This window comes from Kaistia terrae, assembly GCF_026344005.1.
GTDB lineage: Bacteria > Pseudomonadota > Alphaproteobacteria > Rhizobiales > Kaistiaceae > Kaistia > Kaistia terrae.
The window spans coordinates 766,941-788,284 of sequence record NZ_JAPKNH010000001.1; the positions used below are offsets into that span (position 1 = coordinate 766,941).

18 protein-coding genes are annotated in these 21,344 nt (G+C 63.7%); 11 read left to right on the top strand and 7 right to left on the bottom strand.

The features are described from left to right. Positions 1–22: 22 nt before the first annotated feature. The 4 genes from OSH12_RS03530 to OSH12_RS03545 are packed head-to-tail and all read left to right on the top strand — an operon-like array spanning position 23 to position 3,883. Entirely contained in the window at positions 23–1,078 is a 1,056-nt protein-coding gene (locus OSH12_RS03530) for an ABC transporter permease (RefSeq protein ID WP_380224329.1), read from the top strand. Between the two features lie 2 nt (positions 1,079–1,080). Continuing rightward, positions 1,081–1,875: an ABC transporter ATP-binding protein gene (locus OSH12_RS03535; protein WP_266342105.1), complete on the top strand. Its 795-nt coding sequence runs from the start codon at positions 1,081–1,083 to the stop codon at positions 1,873–1,875. Beyond that, positions 1,875–3,245, top strand: coding sequence for an MlaD family protein (locus OSH12_RS03540; protein ID WP_266342106.1), 1,371 nt, complete (start codon positions 1,875–1,877; stop codon positions 3,243–3,245). The genes OSH12_RS03535 and OSH12_RS03540 overlap by 1 nt, the downstream gene beginning before the upstream one ends. Before the next feature lie 23 nt (positions 3,246–3,268). Beyond that, entirely contained in the window at positions 3,269–3,883 is a 615-nt protein-coding gene (locus OSH12_RS03545; protein ID WP_266342107.1) for an ABC-type transport auxiliary lipoprotein family protein, read from the top strand. Between the two features lie 387 nt (positions 3,884–4,270). Here the strand turns inward: OSH12_RS03545 and OSH12_RS03550 are convergent, their stop codons facing one another. The 3 genes from OSH12_RS03550 to parE all read right to left on the bottom strand — a co-directional run bounded on the left by OSH12_RS03550 (position 4,271) and on the right by parE (position 8,695). Beyond that, positions 4,271–5,935, bottom strand: coding sequence for a DEAD/DEAH box helicase (locus tag OSH12_RS03550; RefSeq protein ID WP_266342108.1), 1,665 nt, complete (start codon positions 5,933–5,935; stop codon positions 4,271–4,273). A gap of 148 nt (positions 5,936–6,083) precedes the next feature. After that, positions 6,084–6,530: a hypothetical protein gene (locus tag OSH12_RS03555; RefSeq protein ID WP_266342109.1), complete on the bottom strand. Its 447-nt coding sequence runs from the start codon at positions 6,528–6,530 to the stop codon at positions 6,084–6,086. Between the two features lie 119 nt (positions 6,531–6,649). Then, positions 6,650–8,695 (bottom strand): DNA topoisomerase IV subunit B, encoded by a 2,046-nt coding sequence (parE, locus tag OSH12_RS03560; RefSeq protein ID WP_266342110.1) that lies wholly within the window; start codon positions 8,693–8,695, stop codon positions 6,650–6,652. A gap of 551 nt (positions 8,696–9,246) precedes the next feature. Here parE and OSH12_RS03565 point away from each other — a divergent pair. The 4 genes from OSH12_RS03565 to OSH12_RS03580 all read left to right on the top strand — a co-directional run bounded on the left by OSH12_RS03565 (position 9,247) and on the right by OSH12_RS03580 (position 13,561). Next, on the top strand, positions 9,247–10,071 hold the full coding sequence (locus tag OSH12_RS03565) for a tetratricopeptide repeat protein (protein ID WP_266342111.1): 825 nt from the start codon (positions 9,247–9,249) through the stop codon (positions 10,069–10,071). Positions 10,072–10,371: 300 nt separating this feature from the next. After that, positions 10,372–12,507 (top strand): OmpA family protein, encoded by a 2,136-nt coding sequence (locus OSH12_RS03570; RefSeq protein WP_266342112.1) that lies wholly within the window; start codon positions 10,372–10,374, stop codon positions 12,505–12,507. Positions 12,508–12,515: 8 nt separating this feature from the next. Then, a complete protein-coding gene (locus OSH12_RS03575; RefSeq protein ID WP_266342113.1) occupies positions 12,516–12,668 on the top strand; it encodes a hypothetical protein in 153 nt (50 codons plus the stop codon). Then, on the top strand, positions 12,665–13,561 hold the full coding sequence (locus tag OSH12_RS03580; RefSeq protein ID WP_266342114.1) for a hypothetical protein: 897 nt from the start codon (positions 12,665–12,667) through the stop codon (positions 13,559–13,561). Before OSH12_RS03575 ends, OSH12_RS03580 begins: the two co-directional genes overlap by 4 nt. 77 nt (positions 13,562–13,638) lie before the next feature. Here OSH12_RS03580 and OSH12_RS03585 read toward each other — a convergent pair whose 3' ends face one another. Beyond that, entirely contained in the window at positions 13,639–15,795 is a 2,157-nt protein-coding gene (locus OSH12_RS03585) for a lytic transglycosylase domain-containing protein (protein ID WP_266342115.1), read from the bottom strand. Between the two features lie 300 nt (positions 15,796–16,095). On the opposite strand from OSH12_RS03585, the gene dapA reads away from it, so the two are divergent. Beyond that, positions 16,096–16,971 (top strand): 4-hydroxy-tetrahydrodipicolinate synthase, encoded by an 876-nt coding sequence (dapA, locus tag OSH12_RS03590; protein ID WP_266342116.1) that lies wholly within the window; start codon positions 16,096–16,098, stop codon positions 16,969–16,971. Between the two features lie 11 nt (positions 16,972–16,982). Next, positions 16,983–17,459 carry an SsrA-binding protein SmpB gene (smpB, locus tag OSH12_RS03595; RefSeq protein WP_266342117.1) on the top strand — a complete coding sequence of 159 codons (477 nt, stop codon included), beginning with the start codon at positions 16,983–16,985 and terminating at the stop codon, positions 17,457–17,459. A 188-nt stretch (positions 17,460–17,647) separates the two neighbouring features. Here the strand turns inward: smpB and OSH12_RS03600 are convergent, their stop codons facing one another. The 3 genes from OSH12_RS03600 to OSH12_RS03610 form a co-directional block, all read right to left on the bottom strand. Further along, the gene (locus tag OSH12_RS03600) at positions 17,648–18,844 is read right to left on the bottom strand and encodes a porin (protein WP_266342118.1); all 1,197 of its coding nucleotides are present in this window, start codon (positions 18,842–18,844) and stop codon (positions 17,648–17,650) included. 539 nt (positions 18,845–19,383) lie between these two features. Next, the gene (locus OSH12_RS03605) at positions 19,384–20,034 is read right to left on the bottom strand and encodes a uracil-DNA glycosylase (RefSeq protein WP_266342119.1); all 651 of its coding nucleotides are present in this window, start codon (positions 20,032–20,034) and stop codon (positions 19,384–19,386) included. Positions 20,035–20,096: 62 nt separating this feature from the next. Next, entirely contained in the window at positions 20,097–20,699 is a 603-nt protein-coding gene (locus OSH12_RS03610; RefSeq protein ID WP_266342120.1) for a LabA-like NYN domain-containing protein, read from the bottom strand. Between the two features lie 262 nt (positions 20,700–20,961). On the opposite strand from OSH12_RS03610, the gene rpoZ reads away from it, so the two are divergent. Then, on the top strand, positions 20,962–21,336 hold the full coding sequence (gene rpoZ, locus OSH12_RS03615; protein WP_266342121.1) for a DNA-directed RNA polymerase subunit omega: 375 nt from the start codon (positions 20,962–20,964) through the stop codon (positions 21,334–21,336). The last annotated feature ends 8 nt before the right edge of the window (positions 21,337–21,344 follow it).

The following is a 21,344-nucleotide window of genomic DNA, read 5'->3' on the forward strand; positions in this document are numbered from 1 at the left end:
GCGGGCGGTTGGCTCATGGACCGTGCGCACCGTTGGCAATCTCGAGCCGTCGATCGACAAGGCAATCTCCGACGTTTCCGGCGCGACGGTCATCGACCTGTCCGGCATCGAGCACATCGATACCGCAGGCGCCTGGCTGCTCACGCGGCTCCACCGCGGACTGAGCGCCAAGGAAGGCGACGTCTCGGTCGAAGGCGCCTCCGAGAATGCCCAGCGGCTACTCGACGCGCTCAATCCGACCGAGCGCGAAACACCGCCACCGCCGCCGCAGATCGGCGCCGCGCAGGAACTCGTCGAGGCCGTCGGCCGGACGATGTATTTCTCGTGGCAGGATCTGCTCGCCGGCCTGAACATTCTGGGCGGCGTCACGCGCGGCCTCGCACGGGCCATACGCCACCCGGCGCGGTTCCGCATCACGTCGATCATCTTCCACATCGATCGCACCGGCCTGCGCGCCGTGCCGATCATCACGCTGATGTCGCTGCTGATCGGCGCGATCATCGCGCAGCAGAGCGCCTTCCAGCTCCGCGCGTTCGGCGCCGAGATCTTTTCCGTCGACCTCGTGGCAATCCTGGTGCTGCGCGAGATCGGCGTCCTGCTGACGGCGATCATGATCGCCGGCCGCTCCGGCAGCGCCATCACGGCCGAAATCGGCTCGATGAAGATGCGCGAGGAGATCGACGCGCTCAGCGTGATCGGCGTCGATCCCGTCGAAGTGCTGATCATGCCCCGGATCGTGGCGCTGATCATCGCCTTGCCGATGCTTGTGTTCCTGGCCGACATCGCCGCGCTCGTCGGCGGTGGGCTGGTGAGCTGGGTGTATATCGGCATTGCGCCGGAGGCCTATATCGACCGGGTGCGCGACGCGGTCGCGCTCAACACGCTCTTCGTCGGCCTGATCAAGGCGCCGTTCATGGCCCTGATCATCGGCATCATCGCGGCCTCGGAAGGCCTGAGCGTGCGCGGCAGCGCCGCGTCGCTTGGCCAGCACACCACCGCTGCGGTGGTGAAGTCGATCTTCATGGTGATCGTCGTCGACGGCCTGTTCGCCCTCTACTTCGCAGCGGTGAACTACTGATCATGGCAGAGCCGTTGAACGGGCATGGCAGCGAGAGGGAAGTCGTTATCAGCGGCCGTGGAATCACGGTCGGCTTCGGCGACCGGCTGATCCTCGAAAATCTCGATATCGACGTCTATCGCGGCGAGATCCTGGGCGTCGTCGGCGCTTCCGGCACCGGCAAGTCGGTGCTGCTGCGCACGATCCTCGGCCTTCAGTCCAAGCGGGCAGGGTCCGTCGAGATCCTCGGCACGCCCTATGACGATGCCGACGCCGATACGCGCGCCTCGATCGATCGCCGGCTCGGCGTTCTGTTCCAGCAGGGCGCGCTGTTTTCGTCGCTGACGGTGCTTCAGAACGTCGAATTCCCGATGCGCGAGCATCTGCATCTGTCGCAGCGGCTGATGGATGAACTGGCGCGCGTGAAGATCGACCTCGTCGGTTTGGCGCCGGAAGCGGCCGACCGCATGCCCTCCGAGCTTTCCGGCGGCATGATCAAGCGCGCCAGCCTGGCGCGGGCGCTGGCGATGGATCCGGCCATCGTCTTCCTCGACGAACCGACCTCGGGCCTCGACCCGATCGGCGCGGCCGAGTTCGATGAATTGATCGCCACCCTTCGCGATACTTTAGGGCTCACCGTGTTCATGGTAACCCATGACCTGGATAGCCTTCACACCGTATGCGACCGAATCGCGGTATTGGGCGAGCGACATGTGCTGATCGAGGGAACCATGCAGGATATGCTGGATTTCGATGATCCCTGGGTTCAGAAATATTTCCGCGGCGTGCGTGCGCGTCGCGTGGAGAACGAAGTTTAATGGAAACGCGCGCCAACTATGCAACGATCGGACTGTTCACGCTGGGCGTGATTGTTGCCTGCTTCGTCTTCATCTACTGGCTCGCGCGTTATGACGAGAGCGGCATCCGCAAGCCGCTGCGCATCCTCATTCCCGGATCGGTCACCGGCCTTGCTCCCGGCAGCCAGGTTCTCTTCAACGGCATCAAGGTCGGCGAAGTGAATACGCTCCGGATCAATCCGGACGATCCGAACGAGGTCGAGGCGATGGTTTCCGTCGACCCGAACCAGCCGATCAAGAAAGACACCAAGGCTTCGCTGGGCATTCAGGGACTGACCGGCATTGCCTATGTCGAGTTGAGGGGCGGCACGGGCTCGCTGCCGAACCTCCTCGACCAGCAGGGCATTCCGACTCTGACGGCGCAGGGATCCGGCCTGCAGGACCTGATCGCCAGCGCCCAGGAACTCGTGGCCAAGGTCAACACGGCGGTCGATCGCGTCAACGGCTTCATCGATACGGCCGAGCCGGCGCTGAACGTTTCCGTCAAGAACATCCAGACCTTCACAGGCGCTCTGGCCGAGAATGCGGACGGCGTGAAGGAATTCATGGCCAATGTCGGCGACCTCTCCAAGCGGATCGGCTCGCTATCGGAAAGCCTGAGCGGCGTCGTCGGCAAGGCTGACAAGATCATCTCGGCGATCAATCCCGCCAAGGTGGCCGATACCCTCGACAACATCGCCAGCGTGACCGAAAAGCTCTCGGCATCGTCGGACGCCTTCCCCGAAATCATCGGCAATGTAAAGCAGATCTCCGAGCAGTTGGAGACCGCGCTGGCCGGTGCCGAGAAGATCATCGCGGCGGTCCAGGTCGAGGCCGTCAAGAGCACGATCAACGACATCGCCATGGTCGCCCGGCGCGTCCAGACGGCCACCGTCGACGTCAACAAGATCGTCGCGGACGCGGGCAAGACCGTCTCCGACGCCAGGGATTTCGTCGCCGGCGTCAAGGAAAAGCAGCCCGACATCGATCTGATCGTCAACAATACCCGCGACATGGTGCAGAAGCTGAATGCCGCCTCGACCCGTATCGACGGCATTCTCGGCAAGGTGCAGGACCTCGTGTCCGATCCAAACGGCAAGAACTTCTTCGCCGAGGCGACCGCCGCCGCCGCCGCGATCCGCAAGGTCGCCGAGGCGTTCTCTGGCAAGGCCGGGCAGATTGCCGACAACCTCGCCAATTTCAGCGGCAGGGGCCTGCGCAACGTGGACGGTCTCGTCGATCAGTTGCGCCGGACAACGACGCAGTTCGATCGGGCGATCAATTCGATCCAGAGCAATCCGCAGCGTCTCATCTTTGGCAATCCGACGGTACAGGACTACAACCGGAAATGACGAACACCGGGGACACGCCAAACATGCGAACCGCCAAGCGATCCCTGTTGCCGGGGATGCTCACGACGATCCTGTGCGCCGCGCTGCTGTCTGGCTGCGTGAGCCGCCTGCTGACGTCACCGCCGCCAACAACCTACGATCTGCCCGGCGTCGAATCGGCGCCGGCCGTCAAGGGCCGGACCTCGTCCCAGGTCCTGGTGCCCGAGCCGTTCGCGCTGCAGACACTGGCCAGCCAGCGCATCGTCGTCACGCGTGGCCCGCTCGTCGCCTACTACCCCAACGCCCAGTATCCCGACACGCTGCCGCGTCTGGTGCAGAGCCGGATCATCCAGGCGTTCGAGAAATCGAAGGGTGTGCGCGCCATCGGCAGGCCGGGCGAGGGGCTGTCGATCGATTACCAGCTGCTGACGAACATTCGCACCTTCGCGTTCGACGTGACGCCGGCGGGTCGCTTCGCCGAGATCGAGATCTTCGCGCAGGTCATGAACGATCGCACCGGCAAGGTGGTCGAGGCGAAGCTGTTCAAGGCATCGGTGCCCGTCGCCGAGGATACGGCTCCCGCCGCCGTAACCGGCCTCAACGCGGCGCTCGATCAGGTTCTGGTCGAGATGGTCGCCTGGGCCGTTCCGCGCCTGTAGCGCGTACCGCGTGACCTCCTCTGTCTTCTCACCTCTCCCGGCGGGAGAGGTTGGCTCGAAGAGTCGGAGAAGGATCAGGGAGCTATCCCGTGAGGCCACAAATCCTCAACCGCCGGCCTTTGGCCGAGCCGGCGAAGGATGAAGCTTCCGCGTGTTCGGCGCGATGCAGCACGCAGCCGTTCGTAACGGCCGCATTTCAGGCTGGGCCGCTTACAACTGTCTGCGATGTCTTTTTGGGAGGTTGTGGCGCGGAGGGAAATTGCCTCGACGCGCGATCCTTGGCCGGCTAATCGCCGGGAACCAGCGGCGGTCGGGCTCAGCCAATTTCCGCCGACCATGCCACCGTCTCGCGGCGGCATGGTGAGATGCCGCGAAGCGGCATCAAACTCAGGAAGACGATGTCGGCAGGCGGACCGGGCGCAGCAGGAACTGCGGCACGTGATCGCCGAGGCCGATCACCTTGTCGTCCGGCTCGTTGCGATCACGACGATCGTTGCGGGCAGGGCGGTCGCGCTGATCACGCTCGCGGCGCGGGTTTTCCTGCTGACGAGACGCTTCCTGCTGACGCGGAGCGTCCGGCTGGCGGGAAGGTTCCTGCTGACGCGGGGCTTCCGGCTGGCGGGCGGTTTCCTGCTGACGGGGAGCTTCCTGCTGGCGCGGAGCTTCCGGCTGACGGGCAGCTTCCTTCTGGCGGGGCGCTTCCTGTCGACGCGGTGCGGGCTCGGCCTTCGGCTGGCGAGCTTCGGCGACGATTGGCTCGGCTGCGACCGGCGCGCTCTCCGGCGTCTCGGCCGCGGTCTTTTCGACCTGGCGCGCTACGCTCGAACGCGATGCGCGCGGCTTGCGCTCGCGCTCGGCGCGGGGCTCTTCGCCCTTGTCGCGGGCACGGCCGCCACGGGGAACCGGAGCCGCCGCAGCGTCGGCCGCTACGGGCTCGCCGATCCACTCGACGCCGTCACCGGTCAGCTTGTCGATCGCCGAAAGATACTTCTGGTCCGACGGTCCGACGAGCGTGATGGCCGTGCCGGAACGGCCGGCGCGACCCGTACGGCCGATGCGGTGGACATAGTCGTCCGCATGGGTCGGGATGTCGAAGTTGAAGACGTGGCTGACATCGGGGATGTCGAGGCCGCGCGCCGCAACGTCGCTGGCGACTAGCAGCGTCAGGCGGTTGTTCTTGAACGCGTCCAGCGTCGCCATGCGGGCACGCTGGTCCATGTCGCCATGCAGCGCGCCGACCGAGAAGCCATGCTTCTCGAGCGAGCGGGCGAGGACAGCCACATCGCGCTTGCGATTGCAGAAGATGATCGCGTTCTTGAGGTCGACCGCCGTGCGGATCAGTTCGCGCAGCGTCTCGCGCTTGTCGAAGGCATCGCGACCGGTGTGGACGAAGCGCTGCGTTACCGTCTTTGCCGTGCTGGCAGGCTTGGCAACTTCGACGCGGACGGGGTTCGACAGGAACGTGTCGGCGAGGCGCTGGATTTCCGACGGCATGGTGGCCGAGAAGAACAGCGTCTGGCGCGTGAACGGGATCAGCTTGGCGATGCGCTCGATATCGGGAATGAAGCCCATGTCGAGCATGCGGTCGGCCTCGTCGATGACGAGGATTTCGACGCCGGTCATCAGAAGCTTGCCGCGCTCGCAATGGTCGAGCAGGCGGCCGGGCGTCGCGATCAGGACGTCGACGCCGCGGTCGAGCTTCTTTTCCTGGTCGTTGAAGGAGACGCCGCCGATGAGGAGGGCGACGTTCAGCTTGTGGTTCTGGCCATACTTGTTGAAGTTCTCTTCAACCTGCGCTGCCAGTTCGCGCGTCGGCTCGAGGATCAGCGTGCGGGGCATGCGCGCACGAGCGCGGCCCTGCTCCAGCAGCGTGATCATCGGCAGAACGAAAGATGCTGTCTTGCCCGTGCCGGTCTGGGCGATTCCCAGAACGTCACGACGCGAGAGCACATGCGGGATGGCCTCTGCCTGGATCGGCGTCGGCGTGGTGTATCCGCTTGCCTCAACGGCAGCCAACACTTTCGGGCTCAGTCCGAGCGTAGAGAAGGTCATGTTTTGAAATGGGGCCCAAAGCCCGATGGGACGACAAACAGGCGCATCGCCATCGATGAAAAGATGCACGCAAATACGAGGTTTTGCGGGCTCTTGTCAATTGTTTCGCGAAGAATGGCGGATTCTGGCCGCTTCCGGCGGCAGGATTCTAGTTGCTGGCAGGGCCGAAACGATAGGTCTCGTCATCGCCGATGAAGAGTTCATAGCTCTCCTTGGCGGCGTTGGGGGCGGTCGGATCTATCATTTCGAGGAAGATGCTGAGACCGTCTGGGTCGGCTTCGGCGACGAGGTTGCCGACATTGCGCTTCAACTCGATCATTTCCTTGATATCGACGCTGCGCAGGACCTGCGCCGTTCCGTCGCTTCCCCGGGCCAGCCACTGGACGAAGATCCGGGCCGTGGGCTCCGGGCCGCTGCGGGCGACGATGATGCGGTAGGCGCCCTTTTGACCATCCTTCTCCCAGGTGCCAAGCACGCGGACATCCTGGATCGCCGGGGACAGCGCCGTGACGCTGTCGGCGACCGGATCGGCGCGCAGCGGCGCCGCCATCGCGACGGAGAGAAGGCAAGCTGCCAGAAGTGAGCGAACGATCATAAGTGAACCTCCGTAGGAAGCGGACCCGATGGCTGGACCCGAGGGCATGGAACGGTCCATGGGCGGATACTGGCTGTTCGCCGCGCTCTCGGCCAGGTTCGGCCGAAAGGCGAGGGCGATCAGATGTCGAGTTCCCGGACGAAGACGGCCCGCTCCTGGATGAAGCGGAAGCGTTCCTCGGGCTTGTTGCCCATCAACTGCTCGACGACATCCTGCGTAAGCTCAATGTCGCCGTCAACGATGCCAACCCGCAGCAAGGTACGCTTCGACGGCTCCATCGTCGTTTCCTTGAGCTGGCCGGGCATCATTTCACCGAGGCCCTTGAAGCGGCCGATCTCGACCTTGGCCTTGCCCTTGAACTCCGTCGAAAGCAGCTCTTCCTTGTGCTTGTCGTCGCGGGCATAGAGCGTCTTGCCGCCCTGGCTGATGCGGTAGAGCGGCGGAACGGCGAGGTAGAGATGCCCCTTGTCGATCAGTGCCGGCATCTCGCGATAGAAGAAGGTGATCAGCAAGGAGGCGATATGCGCGCCGTCGACGTCAGCATCGGTCATGATGATGACCTTGTCGTAGCGAAGGTCGTCGTCGCGATAATGGCTGCGAGCGCCGACGCCGAGTGCCTGCATCAGATCGGCGAGCTGTTGGTTCTGCGCCAGCTTCTCACGGCCGGCATTGGCGACGTTGAGGATCTTTCCACGCAGGGGGAGCACGGCCTGGCTGGCACGGTTGCGCGCCTGCTTGGCCGAGCCGCCGGCGGAATCGCCTTCGACGATGAAGATTTCGCTGCCCTGGGCCGCCGTCTGGCTGCAATCGGCCAGCTTGCCCGGCAGGCGCAGCTTGCGAACCGCTGTCTTGCGGCTGACTTCCTTCTCTTGCCGGCGGCGAAGCCGTTCCTCGGCCCGCTCGATCACCCAGTCGAGCAGGCGCGATGCTTCTTGCGGAGCTGCCGTCAGCCAGTGGTCGAACGGGTCGCCGATCGCCTTTTCGACGATGCGCGTCGCTTCGGCGCTGGAGAGCTTGTCCTTGGTCTGGCCGACGAATTCCGGCTCGCGCACGAACACGGACAGCATGGCGGCGCAGGAGGTCATCACGTCTTCGGCGGTGATGGCGGAGGCGCGCTTGTTGCCGGAGAGTTCGGCATAGGATTTGAGGCCGCGCAGCAGAGCCAGGCGAAGTCCCTGCTCATGCGTGCCGCCTTCAGCGGTCGGAATGGTGTTGCAATAGGAATGGACGAAGCCGTCGCCGGGATACCAGGCGATGGCCCACTCCGCCGCGCCATGACCGCTTGCCTTCTCGGTCCGGCCCGCGAAAATCTGGGCCGTGATCATTTTCTCGTTGTCGAGTTCGGCGGCGAGGAAGTCCTTCAATCCGGCTGGGAAATGCAACACCGCATTGGGCGGTGTCGCGGCATCGGGACCAAGCAGTTCCGGCGCGCAGGTCCAGCGGATCTCGACGCCACCAAACAGATACGCCTTCGATCGCGTCATCGCGAAAAGGCGATCCGGCTTGAAATGCGCGCCGACGCCGAAGATCTGCTCGTCCGGCTTGAAGCGAGTCTTGGTGCCGCGGCGATTGTGGACTTCGCCGACGGTTTCCAGCTTCGAGGTCGCATGGCCGCGCGAGAAGGTCTGGCGATAGAGGCGCTTGCCGCGCGCCACCTCGACTTCGAGAACTTCCGACAGGGCGTTGACGACCGAAATGCCGACGCCGTGCAGGCCGCCCGAGGTCTCGTAGACCTTCGAGTCGAACTTTCCGCCCGAATGCAGCGTCGTCATGATGACTTCGAGCGCGGACTTGTCCTTGAACTTGGGGTGCGGATCGACCGGGATGCCGCGACCATTGTCGGTGACGGTGACGCTGCCATCGGCGGCGAGCTCGACATCGATGAAGGTCGCGTGGCCGGCGACGGCCTCGTCCATCGAGTTATCGATCACCTCGGCGAAGAGGTGGTGCAGGGCCTTTTCGTCCGTGCCGCCAATATACATGCCGGGGCGACGGCGCACCGGCTCCAGTCCCTCGAGGACTTCGATGTCGGCAGCCGAATAGCTTCCCTCAGCGGAGGGCACGGCCGCGATCCGCCGCGGAGCGGGCTCCTCGCGCAAGGGGGCTTCCGGCTTGATCGCTCGTGCGGTCGCACCGGATCCGAAAAGGTCGTCGGTCTCTGCCATGGTCATCCGTAGCTGTGTGGTTGTTGCAATGGCGTGGTCGAGGCGGCGAATCAAGACGGAATTTTGCCACGCCCGGCGCTACGGCGCGAGTGTGTTCCTTGTTTGTTCGTCGTAGAAGTGGATTCTCCGCCGTGAGCTGGAAGAGCGCTGACACTACCCGTCAAACGAGTCTTGGGGAGGTGGTCACGATTCCTTGTTGCGGGCGAGCAACACTCCAATCGCAACTCGCGCACCGCCCCTGATGCCCGCCTCAATCGCCGCCTTTCAGCCATAAAGTGGAACGACCGTGCTCTTCATCCGGGGGCGGATAGGACAAACTTTGCGTATTGTCGGCACACGTTCTCATTCGTCTTTAAGGGTACACGCAGCTGTGATGGCGCGAACGATCGAACGCATGGGTAGCAGCCTCGGATTCGCCCGAAACCAATGCCATATTGGGGCAAATCGGAATCTCCGCCTTTTTGCGGATCAGCAAAAGTTTTTCGCTTCGGCGACCCTGGCGACCCTTTGGTCGTTGGCGGGCGCAAGCGTCTCGAATGGTGTGGCGTGCAATGCGCATCTGTAACGCAATCGGCGGTGTCGCCCTCTTTGGAATTAGCGTGCTCGCCGGCATCAGCGGATGGTCGGGGCAGGCATCGGCGCTCGACGCGCGGACGCTGGATCGCAACGCTACGCCGGTCGAAGCTTTTCGCTTCGGATTCAACGCCTACAAGCAGGGCGACAAGGACACCGCCGTCGAGGCGCTGACCTTCGCGGCCGACAAGGGTCACGCGGTTGCCCAGTGGAAGCTGGGCCGCATGTATGCCGAGGGCGACGGCCTCACCAAAGACGACAAGAAGGCGTTCGAACTGTTCAGCGAGATCGCCGACGCCCATGCCGACGATAATCCCGACGCTCCTTCGGCGCGCTTCGTGTCGAATGCCTTTGTCGCGCTCGGTTCCTATTATCGTGACGGCATTCCCAACAGCTCTGTGCTGCCGGATGTCAGCCGGGCTCGGCAGATGTTCTCCTATGCGGCGTCCTATTTCGGCGACTCCGACGCCCAGCTCAATCTCGCCCGCATGTATTATGACGGCGAGGGCGGCGAACGGGATGCCCGCCAGGCGGCCCGCTGGGCCAAGCTTGCGGCCGACAAGGGCAATGTCGGCGCCCAGGCGCTGCTCGGCCACATGCTGTTCGAAGGCGACGGCGTGAAGCGCCAGCCGGTCGTCGGACTGATGTTCCTGACCATCGCGCGCGGCCGCTCCGGGGCCGGCGATCCCTGGATCCTGAAGCTCCAGGAACAGGCCTTCTCGGTCGCGACCGAGACCGAGCGCCGAACGGCCCTCGCCATGGCGGACGACTGGATCGGCAAGAACCCGCAGACCGTCCAGTAGCTGGCCGCTCGGCGTCCAGCGCCGCCTTCCGGCACTGACATTCGGGCAACACACCCCCACTCTCTCGCATCCCCCGCAAGCTTGCCGGGGATGAACCGATCCGATGCTTGCGGGATGGCCGCGAATGCGGTCAGGATCGCTCCTGCAAACGTCTGTCGACCAGACCGCCCTCGGGGTGGTTCGCATGGGCAGCCGGGAGGGAGAAAAGATGAAGAGCAGCTCGGTTCAACGGGCCTTGTCGGGCTGGTTGTCTGGGTTGTGCCACGCGGGTAAGTGCCGCTCGCTTCCGGCGGTTTTGCCATGAATGCGTGGCGCCTTTCGCTCATCTCCGGTTTTCTGCTCGTCACCATCCTGACCATCTGGGCTCTCGCCAGCACGCTCGGCGAGGTCGAAGCGGATATCGGCGCGCGCGTCGACAGCCAGCTTTCGCTTGATGGCCAGCCCTGGGCCTCGGCCAAGATTCGGGGCCGTACCGTCATTGTGATGGGAACCTCACCGACGCTGATATCGCAGCGCCTCGCCGTCGAATCGGCGGAACGCGTCTGGGGCGTCGGCCGCGTCGTCGACGGCAGCGGCGTCATCCCGCTCCAATCGCCCTATACATGGTCGGCGACGCGCGCCGGCGACCAGGTCGAGATCAGCGGCTTCGTGCCGTCCGAGGAGGCGAGGCTCGCGGTCATGGCCTCGGCCGACCGCGAAATGCCCACGCTGAACCTCGAGGACAAGCTGGTGCTGTCGCGCGGCCAGCCCATCGGCTTCCTCGTCCTGACCGATTTCGCTCTCAAGCGATTGGCCGAGCTGGAGAATGGATCGGTGTCGCTGACCGGTTCCGGCCTCACGATCGACGGCACCGCTGTCGACGAGGCGCGTTTCGCCTCGGCCGCGCGCGCCATCTCCGCCAGCATCCCCGCCGGTGGACAGCTTCGTAACGTGCGCGTCCTGCCGCCTTTGAAAAAGGCGTTCACCTGGACCCTGGTCTATGACGGCAAATCGGTCGAGCAGAAGGGCTACGTTCCTTCGGTCGCCGTCCGGCGCGATATCGCAGACGCGCTGGCGGTGGCTCTGCCCGGCGTGCCCATGATCGATGCTACCCAACTTGCTTCGGGCGGGCCGGAAGGCTTCTCCTTCGCGGCAGTGTTCGCGGCCTATCAGCTGGCACGGCTCGATACCGGCTCGATCTCGATCAACGAGTCGCTGCTTTCCATCGAAGGCAAGGCCAAGACCGTGCCTGACTATGAAATGGCGCTGGCCGAAATCGAGGCTCGCCGCAGCAAGCGCGCGGTCGGGGTCGGCATCGGCTCGGTCGATCTGCTGCCGGCGCGGGTGGATCCCTATGTCTGGCGGGCGGATCGCGCCGGAACCAGCGTCGTCATGACCGGATATGTCCCTTCGGTCGAGGCCCATGATGAGGTTCTGAGCGCCGCGGCTCGCCTCTTCCCTGACCTCACCGTTCTGGACCACGTGCGTGTCGCCGACGGCGACCCGAAGATGGACTGGATCGGTGCGCTCAAATACGCGCTCGAGCAATTGTCCTGGCTCAGCAAGGGCTCGGTCGCGCTGACCGGGCGCCAATACGACATCGTCGGCGAAGCCGTCTCGACCTCCGCTTATTCCAACCTCACCGAAGCGCTCAAGAAGACGCTGCCCGCCAGCATGGAACTGCGTCGGTCCGCCGTTTCACCGGGGGCCGTTTCGCCATTTGTGTTTGCGGCGGCGCGTGTGCCCGATGGCCTGACGCTGAGCGGCTATGTGCCGACCGATGAGGTTGTGCAGAAGATCATCGCCGCCGCCCGACCCAAATTCGGGCCGGACCGCATCGAGCTGCGCTTGTTGCTCGCCGGCGGCGCGCCGGATGGGTTTGTCGAGGCCGTCGACGTCGCGCTTCAGGCTGTGAGCCGGCTGCAGGGCGGTCGCTTCGATCTCGTCGACACCAAGCTGTCGCTGTTTGGTGTCGCTGTTTCGGAAGGGGCGAAGGCCGATATCGAGGCGACGGTCAGGGCGAACCTCCCGGAAGACTTCGAGCTGACGCCATCGCTGACAGTCGCGGTTGGCGGAGATCCGCTTTCAGCGGCGGATTGCCAGGTCGCCCTGCGGACGGAGAGCGTGCGCGAAAAGGTGCAGTTCGATGGGGCGACGGCGCGCATATTGCCCAGCAGCTTTGGGCTTCTCGACAGGATCGCCGCCATCGTCCAGCGTTGTCCCGTCGCTACCGTCGAAATCGGCGCCCATACCGATTCCTCTGGCGGAACGCGCCGGAACCAGGCCCTGAGCGTCGAGCGGGCCCAGTCGGTCGTCAATCATCTCGTTTCCGATGGCGTCCGGCGCGAGCGTCTCAGCCCCGTTGGTTACGGCGGAAGTCGTCCGATTGCGTCGAATTCGAAGGCTGCCGGTCGTGCGCAGAACCGGCGCATCGAATTTGGCATTGTCGGGCAATAGGGGGCGGGATGGCTTACGTGATCGTGCACTATCTGCCCTTCCTCGCCGCCGCGGCCGGCCTTGGCTTCCTGATCGGCTGGTGGGCGACAGGTTCGCGCCGGGGACGCGGCGCCGATGACCTGCCCGCGACCCGCGATGCGGGCGAGGGGGAAACGTCATGATCCGTCACGCTGCCGAAGTCTGGGCGACGCTTGCTGTCTGCTTTGTATTCGGCGCGCTCTTTGGCTCCATCGTCCAGAGGACGGTCGCGCTGACGGCGCTACGGCAGGGACAGGCACGCCTGATCCGGTCGATCGACCGCGCCGTGCTCTGGCTGGAGCGAAACCTCGTTCCCCGCCGTGGCACGGTGCCGACAGTGCTTCCACGTACCGTGCCTGTGCCGCCGCCGGATTTTGGTCATGGTATCGTGGCGGATGAAACGATGCCGCTGGAAGCAACCGAGCCCTTTGCGCCCCATTTGATCGATGAAACAGGTGCGTTTCACCCCGTAGCGCCAAGCACCGGTCAGGTATCCGGCAACGTCCGGGCGGCCGAGCCGACGCCAAGACATGCCGAGGCTGTGGCGCGTGGCGACACCGTGGGCGTCCGGCCTTTGGCCTTGAACGCGCCGCGCCAGGGCGGACCGGATCCGCTGACCTTGATAAGAGGCGTCACCAAGCGGCATGCAGCCAAGATGGCGCAGGTGGGTATCTTCCACTTCAGCCAGATCGCGTCCTGGACGCCTCAGGAAGTGGCGTGGGTCTCTGGCTATCTTGGAGTGGGCGATGCGCTGACGAGCAAGGACTGGGTCGGGCAGGCGATCCTGTTTGCCAGTGCCGACGAGCCCGTCCGGCTGCCTGAGCCCTCGCCGGAAGCGGGTGGCGTCGCGACCCGGAAGAAACGCCAACCGAAGAAGACGGCGGCGGCTCAAGACTCCGTCGGGAGTGAACCGCTGCGTCGCAAGCCGGCCAAGCGCAAGGCAAGAGTGAAAGCTTCGGACGACAGGCAGCAGGAAGACCGTCCGGCCGAACTTGCTATCGCCGAGCGAACCGACAACGGAGATAGCCAGACGTAGGCTACGCCCACGCTGGCTAGGCCGGTTTGATCTGGGAAATTGGAAATGTCCCTGCCGTCGAAACGGCAGGGAGTGTCTCAGCCTCGCCCGCCGCGATTGAGATCGCGGCTGATGACAAGGGCGGGCTCGCCCAGGCGGGCGCGATAGACCTGCAGGTTTTCCATGCAGCGCATCACGTAGTTACGCGTCTCGCTGAACGGAATCCGCTCGATCCAGTCGACCGCGTCGACGTTGGGATCGCGCGGGTCGCCATATTGCGCGACCCACTTCATCACTCGGCTCCGGCCCGCATTGTAGGCGGCGAACGACATGATGTAGGAGCCGTTGAAGCCATCGACGAGCTCAGCCAGATGGGCAGCACCGAGCGTGGCGTTGTAGCCGGCGTCGGAGGTCAGGCGGTCGAGCGAGTAGGGCAGGCCGGACGCCTTGGCGACGATCTTGGCCGTTCCGGGCATCAATTGCAGCAGGCCGCGCGCGCCGGCATGGCTGACGGCACTCGGATTGAACGCGCTTTCCTGCCGCGCGATGGCGTAGACGATCGACTTCTCGATTCTGCTCGTCTTCATGGAACGCGGGATGGCGGCGGTCGGGAACGCCAGCGTCTCGACCGGTAGGCCGCGCGTATACGCCTTCTTGCCGATCTGCAGCGCCATCTGGTGCATGCCGCGCTTTTCCGCCATCTGCGTCAGGAGCGCCATCTCGGCCGGGTTGGTCAGCGTCTCGGACAGGCGGATATAGAACGCGCGAGAGCGATCCTCATACCCTGCTGCCGCGAAGCGCTGGGCAGCCAGCACCATCGGACGGCTGTTGAAGCGCTTCTGAATGGCGCTGTCGGCGGCCGGCGGGGAGGACAATCTCAGCTGCTTGGTGCCAAGCTTGGCTGCGGCGAGCTGTCCGTAAAAGGTGGTAGGGTAGGCTGCGGCCAAGCGATACTGTGCCAGGGCCTCGGCCTTCTCGCCCATGGCCTCCGCCGTCCGTCCAAGCCAGTATTCGGCTCGCGACTGGCTGAGCGGCATGCTCGAAACGGTCTGGATAGCCTGAAAATGACGCCGCGCCGCGGCGGGGCTGTTCAGGAAACGGAGCGCGTACCAGCCCGCGTGGAATTCGGCATCAGCCTGATTGGTGCTCGATTCCGCCGCATGTTCCGACACCAGCTTGTAGGCGAGCTTGGCATTGCCGAGGTCGAGCAGTTCGCGCGAAAGAACGCGCCGCTCGATCCACCATGCATCCGGATCAACCAGCGCGGCGCCGTCGCGCGGCGCCGTCAGCATCAGCGCCGCCGCATCCTGGTAGTTGTCGCCACGGCGCAGGTGCTGGACCTTCGAATAGATATAGCCCGGATCCTTGCGCAGCCGGGCTGGCACCTTGGCGAGCAGCGCGCCGGCGTTCTTGTCCTTGCGCACGACGGCGGCCCGGGCGGCCGCCAGTTGCTGGACGTCGGCGCCGAGCATCTTGGCCATCGCCAAGCCTTCCTTGGCGTCGTTGTCATAGAAGAACTTGTCCATCCGCGCCTTGTGATCGGCGGCGGTCAGCAGGGAGCCAAACTCCTTGAGGATAGTCGCTTCCGTGCTCTCGGAGAACGAATCCTTGCGCCACTTCGGGCGAAGAAGGGCAACCGCGTCCTTGGTGCGGCCGGCGCTCACATACGCACGCAGCAGCAACAGGGTTCCCTCATCGGAGCCGGGCTGCGTGCCGCCGAAAGCGCTGATGACGGTGGCCGGGTCGGCCTTCATGCGGGTCAGCGCCTGCTCGGCGCGACGACGCAGCAGCGCCTGGCTGGGCCAGTCCGGCAGATCTTGCGTCACTTGCGTGATCTGCGAAACCGACACGTCGGGGCTGCCGCTCTGCGCGACCATCCAGGCGATGATGCTCTGGTTGGTGCGGTCCGGCATCATGCGGCCGAGCGCCTGTGCCTTGCCGATCTGGCCGCTTTCAATCAGCTTCAGCGCGGCATCGAGGCCGAGCTGGCTGGGCGAGAAACTTTCAACGAGATCGTTGGCCGGCGACGCGACGCCGGCCCGGGCAGGGCGCGAGGGGCGTGCGACCGGGGTTATGCCGGACGTCGTAAGGTCATCCGATCCCGCATTCGAACCACGGCTGGGATTGAGGCGTGGAACGGGAGCCGACTGAGCCAGCGCGTCTCCCACGATCCCGAGACTGATCAACGCGCAGACAGCGACTTGCGTCAGCATTCCGATGCGACGCGGCAAGCTGCGATCTGCTTTAGCGATCATGTCGTCCCCACTCGTTCTCTCCGCGCCCGTGCGCGGCACACTCATGTACAGTCAGGATGTCGCCACAATGACCGGGGTCATAGGCGCAGCACCTGTTCCTCGATTCCGACCTTACGTCGCCATGGTGAACAAAGGCTTGACGCGACAACGTCCAATGCGGGAGTTCTTGCCCTGTCCATGGGCAGCGACTATGTTCGCCGCCCAAGTTAGTGCAAGAAACAGAGCATGTTGGACGACGCCATCACCGGTCATAATCGGGGCGGATTTCGGCCAATTGACGGCAAAAGGTGGAAGAGCGCGATGTTCAAGGGTTCGATCACGGCCATGGTCACCCCGATGCGGGAGGACTCGGTCGACGAGGACGCGTTGCGTTCCTTCATCGATTGGCAAATCGCAGAGGGAACCCACGGTCTCGTGCCGGTCGGAACGACGGGCGAAAGCCCGACCCTTTCGCATGCCGAGCACAAGCGCGTCGTCGAAGTGACGATCGAGGTTGCCGCGGGCCGGGTTCCGGTGATCGCCGGCGCCGGATCGAACAACACCGCCGAAGCCATCGACCTTGCCCGCCATGCGGAGAAGGCCGGTGCGGACGCCGTGCTCGTCGTCACGCCCTACTACAACAAGCCTAATCAGGAGGGCTTGTACCAGCATTACAAGGCGATCAACGACGCCATTGGTGTTCCGATCATCATCTACAACATCCCGCCGCGTTCGATCATCGACATGTCAGTGGAGACGATGGCGCGGCTGTTCGAGTTGAAGAACATCATCGGCGTCAAGGATGCGACGGCCAAGCTCGATCGCGTCAGCCTGCAGCGCCATGCCATGGGCTCCGACTTCCTGCAGCTTTCGGGCGAGGACGGCACGGCGCTGGCCTTCATGGCGCATGGCGGCCATGGCTGCATCTCGGTCGCGTCCAACGTCGCGCCGCGCCTTTGCGCCGAATTCCAGGAAGCCTGCATGGCAGGCGACTTCGCCAAGGCGCTCACCTATCAGGACCGCCTGATGCCGCTGCACAGCGCCATCTTCGTCGAGCCGAACCCGACCGGCGTCAAGTATGCGCTGTCGTTGCTCGGCAAGATGGAGGATCGCGTCCGTCTGCCGCTCGTCGGCATCACCGAATCCACCAAGACCATCATCCGCAGCGCCATGGCGCATGCGGGACTGGTCAACTGAGGCATTGATCCATGAGTAGCGGCACCGGCGATCCGCGCTATCGGCTTGCCGCCGACAATCGACGCGCCCGATTTGATTTCGAGATTGGCGACGTCTTCGAGGCCGGCATCATGCTGACCGGCACGGAAATCAAGTCGCTCCGTGGCGGCCGCAGCACCATCGGCGACTCCTACGCGGCCGAAAAGGGCGGCGAGGTCTGGCTCTACAACGCCTATATTCCGGAATATCTGCAGGCGAACCAGTTCAATCACGAGACGCGCCGGCCGCGAAAGCTGCTCCTGCACAAGAAGGAGATCGCGAAGCTCTCGCAAGCCGTGCAGCGCCAGGGCATGACGATTGTCGCGTTGAAGATTTACTTCAACGAGAAGGGGCGGGCGAAGGTCGAGATCGCGCTGGCTCGTGGCAAAAAAGAACACGACAAGCGCCAGACCGAGAAGGCGCGCGACTGGAACCGCGAAAAAGGTCGCCTGATGCGCGACAAGGGCTGACTGGTTTTCTCGTCGCCAGATTGGAATTCAAAAAGCCCGGTCGCGATGCGGCCGGGCTTTTTTGTTGCGCCGGCGGAGCGCCGCCTGCGTCCCATAAAAAAAGCCCCGCCGAAATTCGGCGGAGCTTTCTAACCTATGCGTCCGATGGGGAGATCCACCGGACGCGAGATCGCCGAGGCGACCTGGAATTACCAGGAGCGCTTCAGGAACAGGTTTGCGGTCCAGGAGTCGCCCGAAACTTCGGCGACCGGGGTGTCGAGGCTGACGTCCGTGTAGAAGACGTCGGCAACGAGGTCGAGGCCCTTGACCGGGGTGTAGGCGGTGTTGAAGCCAACGCGCCATGCGTCGACAGTCAGGCCGTTCAGGCTGTCGGAACCGTCAAAGTTGGCGTAGCCGCCCGAGAGCGACGACCAGAGCTGCGGGGTCCAGACGTGCTTGTACGAAGCAAGCGCGCTCCAGCTCGAGCCCGAAGCGATGGACAACAGGTTGTCCGGGAGGCCGAGAGCGCCGACGACCGACGTGCCGCCCGAGATGCCCGTGAACGAGTTGGCGTTGTCGCCGTATGCAGCCGACACGAAGAAGCGATCGCCAGCCGAAACGTTGTCGAGAGCGATCTCGAGACCGCCACCGATTGCCCAGCCGTCCTTACCTTCCAGCGTATCGAAATCGACAGCAGAGTTCGTGTACGCGCCAGCAACCTTCGCGCTGAAGATGCCCGACGAGTAGGTGACCGCAGCGACGATGTCCGGAACGTTGTTGTTGCCGAGATCTTCGTCGATGTAGCCGAACGAACCGCGATCGCGCTGGTCTTCGATCGACAGGGCCAGACCGAAGCCGTTGACGGCATAGGTCAGCTGGATGTGATCGGTGGTCGAATCCGAACCGAACATGCCGGTGTCGTCATAGCCACGGCCGAAGTCGAACAGCGACGTGAAGTAACCAGCCTTCAGCGGGCCGAGCTCAAGGTAGGCGCTATCGACGTAAGCCGAATTCGTCGACGTATTGATGTACTGAGCCAGGTCTTCGCCCTGGCCAGCCTCGTTGCCGGTCTTGGCGCGCATGTCGATGAAGCCGGTCAGGTTACCGTATTCGGTGACCGACGAAGCCGTCAGCTGGATCGAAACTTCCGTGTAGAAGTTGCCCCAGTTGTTGTTCGCGCTGTCCAGGCCGCCGAAGTCGCCGCCGCCGAAGGACGTGCCGAACTCGACATAGCCGCCGACCTTGATGCAGGTGTCGGTGCCGGGGGAGTAGAAGAAGCCTGCGCCGAACGCGTCGCAAACCTTCACGTAGTCAACCGGCTCAGCGACGGTGAGATCGGCAGCCTGAGCGCCGCCGGCGAGGATGATTGCTGCGGCGGAGCCGAGCAGAAGGGACTTAAAGTTCATAACCTGACCTCTGGTTGTCAGGGGATTGAGGCGGCCTACTTGCCTTCGGCCCGCACTGTTTCCAGCGCTCCGAAAGGGCGAGTCCATGCCGCGTCCCCCAGCCAATAATCTGCCCACGACCCCCCATGGGAAACAGGCAGAAACTTTCTCCAAATCACTCTTCGAAAGTCAGTTGAACTTAGCGATCAAGGTGATTCACGTAACTCAAAAACAGCCTGATCTCCGATATGGAGGGGTGATTGTAAGCTTGAGTGGCTAATTTGCGACAAGGTGCGTTTGGAGTTGTCTGGAAGTCGAGGGAAACGCTGCGGAATGGGGTGGGGAAAATATCGGGCAGTCCGACGCTTGAGCATCGCGGGCGGCTCGGAGGATGCCCATATTGGCCAAGCGCAGAGCCGATGAGCCCTGCTGAGGGCATATGATGATGCATGGAGCAGCATCAAACCTGCCGGAAATCGCGGCTCTATGGCGGGTTGTTGCGGGTCGAGGCTAGGCGGGCCATGCGGTGCTTCGCGAGGCAACTCATTCAATCGCACGCGTCAGCGCGTGTCGGAATCTATGAATTCGCGAACGTCCGAAAAGACGTCCTGGAACATCTGTGGCGTCAGGACGCCGGTGTTCGTGTTGTATCGCGAGCAGTGGTAGCTATCGAAAACGCTAAGTGCGCCGATGTTATGCCGCGCGCGATGTCCGAATTTGTGCCGCGCCATCCGCTCGCCGAGCGCGACGACGACGCTGTCATGCGCGATCTTGCCGAGAGCGATGATCGCGCGAAGGCGAGGCATCGCTGCGATCGTCGCCGTCAGGAACGGGCGGCAGGTACGGATCTCGTCTGTCGTCGGCTTGTTCTCGGGCGGCACGCAGCGGACGGCGTTGGTGATGGCTGTATCGATCGGCGTCAGGCTGTCGTCCGGCCGCGCCTCGAAGACGCCGCGGGCAAACCCGAAGTCGAGCATGGTCTGGTAGAGCAGGTCGCCGGCATAGTCGCCGGTGAACGGCCTTCCGGTCCGGTTGGCGCCACGCAGCCCGGGCGCGAGCCCGACAATGAGCACGCGGCCATCATCAACGCCGAAGGAGGGGACTGGCGCGTTGTTCCAGTCGGGCTGTTTGGCGCGCCACTCCCGACGGAACGCCACAAGGCGCGGGCAGAGCGGGCAATCTGGCGAAGGATCGGAAGTCGACAGCGGCACGGCTCAGGATTCCACGACTCAAGACTGTTCGCGCGAGCGATCGAGGAAAAGCATGAAGCCGATCAGATCTCGTCCTCGAAGCCGTCTTCGAATCCGCTGGTCGCCTGCTGGCGCTCATGGGTGCGGTGCGCGCGCTCGGCCGGGTCGCGGCCGATCCGGCTCTGCAGCGTGACCAGGTCGATGAAGTGGTCAGCCTGGCGGCGCAGTTCGTCGGCGATCATCGGCGGCTGGGTCGCGAGTGTCGAGATCACGGAAACCTTGCGGCCCTTGCGCTGGACAGCCTCGACGAGCGAGCGAAAATCGCCATCGCCGGAGAAAAGCACGACATGGTCGACGAACTCGGCGACTTCCATGACATGGACAGCCAGCTCGATATCCATGTTGCCCTTCACCTTGCGGCGGCCGGCGGCATCGAAGAATTCCTTGGTCGGCTTTGTGACGACCGTATAGCCGTTGTAGTCGAGCCAATCGATCAGGGGGCGGATCGAGGAGTACTCCTGATCCTCCGATAGCGCCGTGTAATAATAGGCGCGCATCAGATAGCCCTTGGACTGAAATTCGCCGAGCAGCTTCTTGTAGTCGATGTCGAAGGCGAGGGATTTGGTGGCGGCGTAGAGATTGGCGCCGTCGATGAACAAGGCGATCTTTTCGCGAGCGTCAAACATTTTGATTATCCAAAAAAATACGAAAAACAAAAACGGTGTATTCGCCAGCCCCAACGGGTCGGTCCGAACGATGCAATACCGCATCATTATAGGCTCGCTACGCAGGCGGCAAACAATTCATGGTGTACGGTTGCGGGCGTAAGCGCCGACATGCGGCGCGTGCACAGCGGGCGCCGACCCGTCATAATCTCTTGCAATCCGCCGTCCGCGCACTTATTCATGCGCGCTTGAACCCCAGACTATTTCGAACAGGAGACCTGACATGGCGCGCGTCACCGTGGAAGATTGCGTCGACAAGGTCGAGAACCGCTTTGAATTGGTCCTCCTTGCCGGCCATCGCGCTCGTATGATCGCCAGCGGCTCGCCGCTGACGATTGCCCGCGACAATGACAAGAATCCCGTCGTCGCCCTGCGCGAAATTGCCGACGAGACCGTTCACCCCGACGATCTCAAGGAGGATTTGATCCACTCCTTGCAGAAGTATGTCGAGGTCGACGAGCCCGAGCAGGACATGCAGCTTCTCGCCGAGGATTCGGCCGACGAGGACAATGGCGTCGCGTTTGACCGCATGTCGGAAGAAGAACTGCTGCGCGGCCTCGAGAACATGGTTCCGCCGGACAAGCAGGACGACTTCTAAGGCACAAC

Bases quoted from the DNA above. Each gene is read 5' to 3' on its own strand.
- OSH12_RS03555 (WP_266342109.1), bottom strand. From the start codon at position 6,530: ATGATCGTTCGCTCACTTCTGGCAGCTTGCCTTCTCTCCGTCGCGATG.
- smpB (WP_266342117.1), top strand. From the start codon at position 16,983: ATGAGTAGCGGCACCGGCGATCCGCGCTATCGGCTTGCCGCCGACAAT.
- dapA (WP_266342116.1), top strand. From the start codon at position 16,096: ATGTTCAAGGGTTCGATCACGGCCATGGTCACCCCGATGCGGGAGGAC.
- parE (WP_266342110.1), bottom strand. From the start codon at position 8,695: ATGGCAGAGACCGACGACCTTTTCGGATCCGGTGCGACCGCACGAGCG.
- OSH12_RS03570 (WP_266342112.1), top strand. From the start codon at position 10,372: ATGAATGCGTGGCGCCTTTCGCTCATCTCCGGTTTTCTGCTCGTCACC.
- OSH12_RS03565 (WP_266342111.1), top strand. From the start codon at position 9,247: ATGCGCATCTGTAACGCAATCGGCGGTGTCGCCCTCTTTGGAATTAGC.
- OSH12_RS03585 (WP_266342115.1), bottom strand. From the start codon at position 15,795: ATGATCGCTAAAGCAGATCGCAGCTTGCCGCGTCGCATCGGAATGCTG.
- OSH12_RS03545 (WP_266342107.1), top strand. From the start codon at position 3,269: ATGCGAACCGCCAAGCGATCCCTGTTGCCGGGGATGCTCACGACGATC.
- OSH12_RS03600 (WP_266342118.1), bottom strand. From the start codon at position 18,844: ATGAACTTTAAGTCCCTTCTGCTCGGCTCCGCCGCAGCAATCATCCTC.
- rpoZ (WP_266342121.1), top strand. From the start codon at position 20,962: ATGGCGCGCGTCACCGTGGAAGATTGCGTCGACAAGGTCGAGAACCGC.
- OSH12_RS03540 (WP_266342106.1), top strand. From the start codon at position 1,875: ATGGAAACGCGCGCCAACTATGCAACGATCGGACTGTTCACGCTGGGC.
- OSH12_RS03610 (WP_266342120.1), bottom strand. From the start codon at position 20,699: ATGTTTGACGCTCGCGAAAAGATCGCCTTGTTCATCGACGGCGCCAAT.
- OSH12_RS03535 (WP_266342105.1), top strand. From the start codon at position 1,081: ATGGCAGAGCCGTTGAACGGGCATGGCAGCGAGAGGGAAGTCGTTATC.
- OSH12_RS03575 (WP_266342113.1), top strand. From the start codon at position 12,516: ATGGCTTACGTGATCGTGCACTATCTGCCCTTCCTCGCCGCCGCGGCC.
- OSH12_RS03550 (WP_266342108.1), bottom strand. From the start codon at position 5,935: ATGACCTTCTCTACGCTCGGACTGAGCCCGAAAGTGTTGGCTGCCGTT.
- OSH12_RS03580 (WP_266342114.1), top strand. From the start codon at position 12,665: ATGATCCGTCACGCTGCCGAAGTCTGGGCGACGCTTGCTGTCTGCTTT.